This window comes from Clavibacter sp. (assembly GCF_014802555.1).
Lineage (GTDB): Bacteria > Actinomycetota > Actinomycetes > Actinomycetales > Microbacteriaceae > Clavibacter > Clavibacter sepedonicus.
Genome location: NZ_JAAVCB010000122.1, coordinates 24,146 through 32,417 on the forward strand (window position 1 = coordinate 24,146; position 8,272 = coordinate 32,417).

11 protein-coding genes are annotated in these 8,272 nt (G+C 73.4%); 9 read left to right on the plus strand and 2 right to left on the minus strand.

The features are described 5' to 3' along the window. Positions 1–50: 50 nt before the first annotated feature. A complete protein-coding gene (locus HDR73_RS13445) occupies positions 51–1,280 on the plus strand; it encodes a TadA family conjugal transfer-associated ATPase (RefSeq protein WP_041464617.1) in 1,230 nt (409 codons plus the stop codon). Further along, positions 1,277–2,140: a type II secretion system F family protein gene (locus HDR73_RS13450; RefSeq protein ID WP_041464616.1), complete on the plus strand. Its 864-nt coding sequence runs from the start codon at positions 1,277–1,279 to the stop codon at positions 2,138–2,140. Before HDR73_RS13445 ends, HDR73_RS13450 begins: the two co-directional genes overlap by 4 nt. Here the strand turns inward: HDR73_RS13450 and HDR73_RS13455 are convergent. Beyond that, positions 2,083–2,799 carry a hypothetical protein gene (locus tag HDR73_RS13455; protein ID WP_223842630.1) on the minus strand — a complete coding sequence of 239 codons (717 nt, stop codon included), beginning with the start codon at positions 2,797–2,799 and terminating at the stop codon, positions 2,083–2,085. The two genes, HDR73_RS13450 and HDR73_RS13455, sit on opposite strands and share 58 nt — an antisense overlap. On the opposite strand from HDR73_RS13455, the gene HDR73_RS13460 reads away from it, so the two are divergent. The 5 genes from HDR73_RS13460 to HDR73_RS13480 are packed head-to-tail and all read left to right on the plus strand — an operon-like array spanning position 2,780 to position 4,676. Then, positions 2,780–3,088 (plus strand): type II secretion system F family protein, encoded by a 309-nt coding sequence (locus tag HDR73_RS13460; protein WP_223842629.1) that lies wholly within the window; start codon positions 2,780–2,782, stop codon positions 3,086–3,088. The genes HDR73_RS13455 and HDR73_RS13460 overlap by 20 nt on opposite strands. Before the next feature lie 50 nt (positions 3,089–3,138). Next, positions 3,139–3,333 carry a hypothetical protein gene (locus HDR73_RS13465; protein ID WP_012299406.1) on the plus strand — a complete coding sequence of 65 codons (195 nt, stop codon included), beginning with the start codon at positions 3,139–3,141 and terminating at the stop codon, positions 3,331–3,333. Continuing rightward, positions 3,333–3,710 (plus strand): TadE/TadG family type IV pilus assembly protein, encoded by a 378-nt coding sequence (locus tag HDR73_RS13470; RefSeq protein ID WP_041464615.1) that lies wholly within the window; start codon positions 3,333–3,335, stop codon positions 3,708–3,710. Before HDR73_RS13465 ends, HDR73_RS13470 begins: the two co-directional genes overlap by 1 nt. After that, on the plus strand, positions 3,685–4,140 hold the full coding sequence (locus HDR73_RS13475; RefSeq protein ID WP_012299404.1) for a hypothetical protein: 456 nt from the start codon (positions 3,685–3,687) through the stop codon (positions 4,138–4,140). The genes HDR73_RS13470 and HDR73_RS13475 overlap by 26 nt, the downstream gene beginning before the upstream one ends. Then, the gene (locus HDR73_RS13480) at positions 4,137–4,676 is read left to right on the plus strand and encodes a pilus assembly protein TadG-related protein (protein ID WP_012299403.1); all 540 of its coding nucleotides are present in this window, start codon (positions 4,137–4,139) and stop codon (positions 4,674–4,676) included. The genes HDR73_RS13475 and HDR73_RS13480 overlap by 4 nt, the downstream gene beginning before the upstream one ends. A 7-nt stretch (positions 4,677–4,683) precedes the next feature. Here the strand turns inward: HDR73_RS13480 and HDR73_RS13485 are convergent, their stop codons facing one another. Continuing rightward, positions 4,684–5,988 (minus strand): MFS transporter, encoded by a 1,305-nt coding sequence (locus HDR73_RS13485; RefSeq protein WP_012299402.1) that lies wholly within the window; start codon positions 5,986–5,988, stop codon positions 4,684–4,686. Between the two features lie 75 nt (positions 5,989–6,063). Between HDR73_RS13485 and prfB the strand changes: the two genes are divergently transcribed. Further along, positions 6,064–7,167 carry a peptide chain release factor 2 gene (gene prfB, locus HDR73_RS13490; protein WP_012299401.1) on the plus strand — a complete coding sequence of 368 codons (1,104 nt, stop codon included), beginning with the start codon at positions 6,064–6,066 and terminating at the stop codon, positions 7,165–7,167. 75 nt (positions 7,168–7,242) lie between these two features. Then, positions 7,243–8,272 (plus strand): cell division ATP-binding protein FtsE (gene ftsE / locus HDR73_RS13495; protein WP_287136465.1); only part of this gene is annotated, 1,030 nt, incomplete at its 3' end.

The window sequence follows — 8,272 nt, forward strand, 5'->3', positions numbered from 1 at the left end:
GCCTGTGGACGGCCCCGACGGGATCCGCCCCTGATCAGCATCCTGAGCGGGTGCAGACGCGGACTCCCCTCGACACCATCGCCGGACGCGTGCGCGAGCGCCTGCGGGACGACGGGGCGGCGGCCGATCCCGCGGGCACCGCGGCTGTGGTGCGCGAGGAGGTCCGGCGGTTCGCGGAGCAGGCGCTCGGATCCGACTCCCGGCTCCTCGACGACGAGGCGGCCACCGAGCGGCAGGTGCTCGCGCGCATCACGGGCTTCGGGGCCCTGCAGCCCCTCCTCGACGACGACTCGATCGAGGAGATCTGGATCAACGCGCCGACCCGCGTCTTCGTCGCGCGGGCCGGCGTCGCCGAGCTGACGCCGCTCGTCCTCACCGACGCGGAGGTGCGCGACCTCGTCGAGCGGATGCTGCAGTCGTCCGGGCGGCGGGTCGACCTGTCGACGCCGTTCGTGGACGCGTCGCTGCCCGACGGGTCGCGGCTGCACGTGGTGATCCCCGACGTCACGCGCCGCCACTGGGCCGTCAACATCCGGAAGTTCTCGCGGCGCATCCGCGACTTCGACCACCTCGTGGCCCTCGGCAGCCTGCCGCTGCAGGCCGCCGAGTTCCTGCGCATGAGCGTGCGGGCGGGCCTGTCCATCGTCGTGAGCGGAGCGACGCACACGGGCAAGACCACGATGATCGACGCCCTCCTGTCCGCGGCCCGCGCGTCCGACCGCATCGTGACGGTCGAGGAGACCTTCGAGCTGGACCCGGCGGGACGCGACGTCGTGGCCATGCAGTGCCGGCAGCCGAGCCTCGAGGGCTCGGGCGAGATCACGCTGCGTCGCCTCATCAAGGAGGCGCTGCGGATGCGGCCCGACCGGCTCGTGGTCGGCGAGGTGCGCGAGGCGGAGTGCCTCGACCTCCTCATCGCGCTCAACTCGGGCGTGCCGGGCATGTGCTCCATCCACGCGAACAGCGCGCGCGAGGCACTCGTCAAGCTGTGCACGCTGCCGCTGCTGGCCGGCCGCAACATCGACTCCGCGTTCGTCGTGCCGACCGTCGCGACCTCGGTCGACCTCGTCGTGCACCTCGAGGTGCTGCCGTCCGGTGCCCGGCGGGTGGTCGACATCCTCGCGCCCGGGGGTAGACACGCGGGCATGGTCATCGAGGCGAGCTCCGTGTTCGCGCTGGAGGACGGGATCCTCACGTCCACCGGCGGGCAGCCCGCGCACCTGGCGAAGTACCGCGCCGCCGGGCTCGACCCGCTGCGGATCCTGGTGGGGGCGCCGTGAGCGTCGCCCTCGGGCTCGCGCTCGGCGCGGGCCTCGTGCTCCTGATCTCGCCGCGCCTGTGGCCCGCGTCCCCCGACGGGTCGACGCGATCACGCGGGCTGACCGCGTCCGTGCACGACCGCCTCACCCACGCGGGGCTGGCCCGGGTCTCCGTGAGCTCGTTCCTCGCCGTCTCCGCGCTGGTCGGGCTTGCGGCGGGCGTGCTCGTGGAAGCGCTCCTCCGCGTGGACGGCGCCGCGCTCGCGGCCGCGGCCACCGGCCTGCTGCTGCCGTGGGCGGTCGTGGGCGCGCGATCCGCGTCCCGTCGCCGTGCCCATCGGGAGGTGTGGCCCGACGTGGTCGACCACCTCGTGAGCGCGGTCCGCGCGGGCATGGGGCTCCCGGACGCGGTGGCGTCGCTCGCCGTCGCGGGCCCCGTCGTGCTGCGGCCCGCCTTCCGGGAGTTCGCGTCCGTCCACCGGACGACGGGCAGCTTCGCCGTGGCGCTCGACGAGCTCAAGGAGCAGCTGGCGGATCCGACAGCAGACCGCATCCTGGAGACGCTGCGCATGGCGCGCGAGGTGGGCGGCACGCAGCTGCCGGACGTTCTCCGCGGGCTGGCGCGGTTCCTCCGGGACGAGGCCGCCATCCGGAGCGAGGCGGAGGCCCGGCAGTCGTGGGTCGTGAACGCGGCCAAGCTCGGCGTCGCGGCCCCGTGGATCATCCTCGCGCTCCTGTCCACCCGGTCGGAGGCGGTCGCCGCGTACGACACCGCCGCGGGCACCGTCGTGATCGTCGTCGGGCTCGTCGTGTCCGCCGTCGCCTACCGGCTGATGCTCGCGCTCGGGCGGCTCCCGGAGGACCGGAGGTGGTTCGCGTGACGGGGATCGAGTCCTGGGGCGCCGTCCTCGGACTCGTCGCGGGCGTGGGGCTCTGGACGATGATGGGCGCGGTTCCCCGGTTCCGTCGGGCCCGCCTGCTCGACCGCGTCGCCCCGCACGTCCTCGACGTCTCCGAGGGCGCGCGTCGGCACCTCGCCCTCACCACCGTCCACCCGCTGCCCGTGCTCGGCACGCTCGGCGCCCCGGCGGTGATCCCCCTGCGGCGTGGCCTCGCTCGCGTGCTCGGCGGCACCGAGCGGATCGAGCGGCTGCTCGGCCAGTCCGGTTCGACCGACGACGTCGAGCGGCACCGGTCGCGCCAGCTCGTCGGCCTCGTCCTCGGGACCGCCGCGGGCATCGTGATCGCCGCCCTGGCCGGAGGCGCCGCCGTCGTGGCGGGCGGGCTGCCGCAGACGCAGCTGGTCGCCGTGCCCGTCGTCGCGGCTGTCGCCGAGCTGGTCGCGTGCGACACCGCGCTCGAACGACGTGCGAAGCGCCGGATCGCGCGCATCCAGGCGGAGCTGCCGACCGTGCTGGAGTTCCTGGCGCTCAGCCTCGCCGCGGGGGAGGGCCTGCTCGACGCCCTCCGCCGCGTGGCCCGCGTCGGGTCCGGCGAGCTCGCGGGGGAGCTGGGGGCGGGTGGTCGCCGACGTCGGCACTGGGATCCCCGTCACCCGCGCCTTCGACGACCTGGCGCGACGCCTCGCCATGCCCGCGGTGTCCCGCCTCGTCGACCAGCTCGCCGGATCCCTCGAGCGCGGCACCCCGCTGGCCGAGGTGCTCCGCGCGCAGGCCCAGGACGCGCGCGAGGTCGCCAAGCGCGAGCTCCTCGAGAGCGCCGGCCGCAAGGAGGTGGGGATGCTCGTGCCGCTGGTGTTCCTCATCCTCCCGTTGACCATCGTCTTCGCCCTGTTCCCCGGTGTCTTCGTCCTGCAGCTCGGGCTGTAGGCGGACGCCGACGACCCATCCCGAATCCGACAACGACCGAGAGGCACGACATGACCGACGAACGAGGCGCTCTGGGCGCCGATGCCGCACCCGGCAGCCCGTGGGATGACGACCGCGGCGACGTGCCCGGCTGGGTGCTCATCACGCTGATGACGGCCGGACTCGTCATCATCCTGTGGGGCGTCGCCGGACCGCTGCTGCAGAACGTCTTCACCCAGGCCATCGACCGGGTCACATCGTTCTGATGCGCGACGACCGCGGCTCGGCACCCGCCGAGTTCGTCATGGTCGGCGCCCTCCTCGTCGTCCTCGCCCTCTCGGTGGTGCAGCTCGCGCTGGCGCTCCACGTGCGGACGACCGTGCTCGACGCGGCCGCCGAGGGTGCGCGCACGGCCGCGCTCGCCGGGGCCACCCGCGCCGACGGCATCGAGCGAACACGCGAGCTGATCACGACGGCCGTGGGGCCGCGCTATGCGGAGGACGTCACCGCGGGCACGGGCACCGTGCTCGGTCACGCGGTCGTCAGCGTCACAGTCCGGACGACGCTGCCCCTCGTCGGCCTCCTGGGCGTCGACCGCGGGCTGGAGGTGACGGGCCATGCGGCCGTGGAGCGCCTGGGGTGACGACCGCGGCTCGGCGGCGCTGGAGTTCATCACCGCGGGCGTGCTCCTCCTCGTCCCGCTCGTCTACCTCGTCATCGCCCTGTCGGCGATCCAGGGGGCGGCGCTCGGCACGGAGGGCGCGGCGCGACAGGCGGCCCGCGTGTACGTGCGCGCGGACGACGACGCGGCCGGTCGCCGGGAGGCGCGGTCGGCCGTCGAGGTCGCGCTCGCCGACCAGGGGATCGCACCCGACGGCATCGCCCTCGACATCACGTGCACGCCGGATCCGGGGCGCTGCCACTCCCCGCGGTCGCTCGTGCACGTGTCCGTGCGCGTCGCCGCCGAGCTGCCGCTCGCGCCACCGGTCGCCGGTCCGGACGCGCCCGGATCGGTCGCTGTCCACGGCGACGCGGACGAGCGCGTGTCGGTCTTCGCACGAGGAGGACGGTGAGCGGCGGGCGGCCGTGGCCGCGTCGCGGGCGCGCATCGATCGTCCGCGCGGGCGCGCACGAGGACGACGGCTCGATCCTGCCGCTCGTGATCGCGTCCTGCGCGCTGGGTCTCGCGGTGATCCTCATGGTGTCCGCGGCGTCCTCGCTCTACCTCGAGCGCGTGCGCCTCTTCTCGCTGGCGGACGCGGCGGCGCTGGCGGGCGCCGAGTCCTTCGACGTGGACGGCGACGGCGCTGCGGCGATCGCGGTCGACGACGACGGCGTCGCCCTGCCGCCCCTCACGGACGCCGGTGTCGCCTCCACGGTCGCCGCCTTCCTCGCCGACGAGCCGACCGCGGGCATCCACGACCTCCATGTCGACGGTGCCACGGCGCCGGACGGCCGCAGCGCGCGCGTCACGCTGTCGGCCACGTGGATCCCGCCCGTGGCGTCGCTGTTCGCCCCCGACGGCGTGCGCATCGACGTCACGAGCACGGCCCGCAGCGTGCTGGTCGGGCCGGGCGCCGCGCCCGTCGGGCCTGGGGGAGGCGGGTGAGGGGACCTCAGGCGGTCGGGCGCGGCTTGCTCGGCGCGTACCTCGGCACGTACCGCACGAGGATCCCGGCGCCGATGAGCCCGAGCACGCCCATCACGCCGCTGGCGACGGCGAGGGACGCGGCGGAGGTGAGCGCGGCGATGAGGAGCGGGGACGCGGCGCTGCCGGCGTCGCCCGTGAAGCGCCAGGCACCGAGGAAGGGTGCCGGGTCCTCGCGCGGGGCGAGGTCGGCGCCGAGGGTCATGAGGATCCCCGAGCCCACGCCGTTGGCGACCGACATGAACATGGCCACTCCGATGAACCACTGCACGTTCGACGGCAGGTCCGGCGTCAGCGCGAGCACGAGGTAACCGGCGCCGAGCCCGACCATCGACGGCACGGCGCTCCAGAGGCGGCCGAAGCGGTCCATGATCTGGCCGCTCGCGTAGAAGAGGGCGAAGTCCACGCCGCCCGCGATGCCGATGATGAGCGCCGTGTTCGCGTCCGAGATGCCGATGCTGACGGCCCAGAGGGGGAGGAGCACGCCGCGGCCCGCGCGCATCGCGCCGATGAGGGCGGCACCGGACCCGAGCTTGACGAGCACGCCCTTGAACCGCCAGAGGGTGCGGCCGAGGCCGGCCGACTCGCGGGCCGGGGGAGCGGTGCCCGCCGCGGCGGCGACCGACTCGTCGTCCTGCGGCTCGCCCGCGGTCGCTGCCGCGGCGCTCTGCAGGTCCGCGCGGTTGCGGCGCACGACGTCCATGGGGTCGGGCAGCACGAGCAGCGTGACGGCGGCGGCGAGGCACGCGACGATGTGGATCAGGAACGCCGACTGCGACGTGCCCGTCAGGTGGATCACGCCGGCCGCGAGGAACGGCCCCACGAAGTACCCGGCGCGGAACGTCCCGCCGAGCGTCGACAGGGCGCGGGCCCGGTAGGCCTGCGGCACGAAGCTCGTCATGAACGCGTGCCGGGCGAGCGCGAAGACGGCGGTGGAGACGCCGATGAGGAAGACGCCCACGCCGAGCACGAGCGGGTTCGGCGCGAGGAGGCACAGCACCAGGCCGCCGATGGAGACGAAGGCCGCGCCGATCATGGCGGTCCGCTCGCCGATGCGGCTCACCACGGATCCGCTCGGGATGTCGCCGACGAGCTCGCCGAGCATGATCATGCCGCCGATGAACGCGGCGATCGCCAGCGAGGCGCCGAGGCTGCCCGCGACGATGGGGATGATCGGGATGATCGCCCCCTCGCCGATGGAGAAGAGGAGCGCGGGGAGCAGCGCCGGGAGCGCCACCGCGCGGAGGGAGAAGGGGGCATCGGGGGTCGACATCGCCCCCGAGCCTACGCGCGGGCCGGCCCTGGCCCGGACGCCGCCGACGGGCCTGGCGGTAGGCTGGGCGGCACCATGATCGACCAGGACTTCTCTTCGCGGATCACAGAATTGCGCGACACCTACTCCAACATCCGCTCGGTGATCGGCGTCGAGCGCCTGCAGCAGGAGGTCGAGGAGCTGAGTGCCCAGGCGGGCGAGCCGGACCTCTGGGACGACACCGAGAAGGCCCAGAAGGTCACGAGCGACCTGAGCCACCGCCAGTCCGAGCTCAAGCGCATCGACGAGCTGCAGCGCCGCCTCGACGACCTCGACGTGCTCGTCGAGATGGCCAAGGACGACGAGGAGTCCGCCGAGGAGGCGGTCGTCGAGCTCGCCGGCATCACGAAGATCATGGACGAGCTCGAGGTGCAGACGCTCCTCAACGGCGAGTTCGACCCGCGCCCCGCGGTCGTCACCATCCGGGCGGGCGCCGGCGGCGTCGACGCGGCCGACTTCGCCGAGATGCTCATGCGCATGTACCTGCGCTGGGCCGAGCAGCACGACTACTCCGCCACCGTGCTCGACACGTCCTACGCGGAGGAGGCGGGCATCAAGTCGGCGACCTTCGAGATCGACGCGCCGTACGCATTCGGCACGCTCTCCGTCGAGGCGGGCACCCACCGGCTCGTGCGCATGAGCCCCTTCAACTCCGCAGGCAAACGCCAAACCTCGTTCGCCGCCGTCGAGGTCGTGCCGCTCATCGAGCAGACCGAGTCGATCGAGATCCCCGAGAACGACATGCGGGTCGACGTCTTCCGCTCGTCCGGCCCCGGCGGCCAGTCCGTCAACACGACGGACTCCGCGGTGCGCATCACCCACCTGCCGACCGGCATCGTCGTCACCTGCCAGAACGAGAAGAGCCAGATCCAGAACCGCGCCGCAGCCCTCCGGGTGCTGCAGTCGCGCCTGCTGCTCGTGCAGCGCGAGCAGGAGGCGGCCACCAAGAAGGAGCTCGCGGGCAACATCACGGCGAGCTGGGGCGACCAGATGCGCAGCTACGTGCTCGCGCCGTACCAGATGGTGAAGGACCTCCGCACGGAGCACGAGGTCAACAACCCGTCCAACGTGTTCGACGGCGACCTCGACGGCTTCATCTCCGCGGGGATCCGCTGGCGCAAGTCCCCCGACCGCGCCTGAGAGAGTCCGGAGGACCGCTCGCCGCGGTGAGTCGATGCGGCGATACGCACCTCTGATGCCTAGGGTCGAAACGACATGATCAGGTTCGACCACGTATCCAAGGTGTATCCCGGCAACCCCCGACCGGCGCTGAGCTCCGTCGACCTCGAGATCCTCCGGGGGGAGTTCGTCTTCCTCGTCGGCGCATCCGGGTCCGGCAAGTCCAGCTTCCTGCGTCTCGTGCTCAAGGAGGACCGGCCCACGCAAGGGACGATCCACGTCCTGGGCCAGCAGCTGAACCAGCTGTCGAGCCGCAAGGTCCCCTACTACCGGCGGAGCCTGGGGGTGGTGTTCCAGGACTTCCGCCTGCTCCCCAACAAGTCGGTCTTCGACAACGTCGCCTTCACCCTCCAGGTGATCGGCAAGTCGCGCGGCTTCATCCAGGAGGCCGTCCCCGACGTCCTCAACATGGTCGGCCTCCAGGGCAAGGAGCAGCGCCTCCCGCACGAGCTCTCCGGCGGAGAGCAGCAGCGCGTGGCCATCGCCCGCGCCGTCGTCAACAAGCCGGCCGTGCTGCTCGCCGACGAGCCCACCGGCAACCTGGATCCGCTGACGAGCGCCGGCATCATGCAGGTGCTCGAGCGGATCAACGCCAACGGCACCACGGTGATCATGGCCACCCACGACTCCGGCATCGTCGACCAGATGCAGAAGCGGGTCATCGAGCTGATCGGCGGCGAGGTCGTCCGCGACGAGCTCGGCGGCCAGTACCAGACCTCCGCCATCGACCTGCCGCGCACGGCCGAGAACCCGGTCGGCGTGAACCCCGAGCACCCACCCGTCGCTGCGCCGACGCCCGTGTTCGTGCCCGCCGCGCCGCTGCCGGCTCCCGCGCGTCCGACCGCTTCGGCGGAGCCCGCCACCGGCGCGGAGCGTCGCGAGCAGGCCAAGCTCGACAAGCAGCGGCGCGCCGACGAGAAGGCCCGCGCCAAGGAGGAGGCGACCCGCGAGGCCGCTGCCGCCAAGGCCGCGAAGAAGGCGCCGAGGAAGCCCTCGCCGGCCGCCACCGCCCCGGCCGCCGTGCCCGCACCCGTCGTGCCCGCTGCTGCCCCGTCCACCACGCCTG

What these genes read in the sequence shown, in the direction of transcription:
- HDR73_RS13485 (WP_012299402.1), bottom strand. Translation starts at nt 5,988, where the DNA reads ATGTCGACCCCCGATGCCCCCTTCTCCCTCCGCGCGGTGGCGCTCCCG.
- HDR73_RS13475 (WP_012299404.1), top strand. Translation starts at nt 3,685, where the DNA reads ATGCGGCCGTGGAGCGCCTGGGGTGACGACCGCGGCTCGGCGGCGCTG.
- HDR73_RS13470 (WP_041464615.1), top strand. Translation starts at nt 3,333, where the DNA reads ATGCGCGACGACCGCGGCTCGGCACCCGCCGAGTTCGTCATGGTCGGC.
- HDR73_RS13465 (WP_012299406.1), top strand. Translation starts at nt 3,139, where the DNA reads ATGACCGACGAACGAGGCGCTCTGGGCGCCGATGCCGCACCCGGCAGC.
- prfB (WP_012299401.1), top strand. Translation starts at nt 6,064, where the DNA reads ATGATCGACCAGGACTTCTCTTCGCGGATCACAGAATTGCGCGACACC.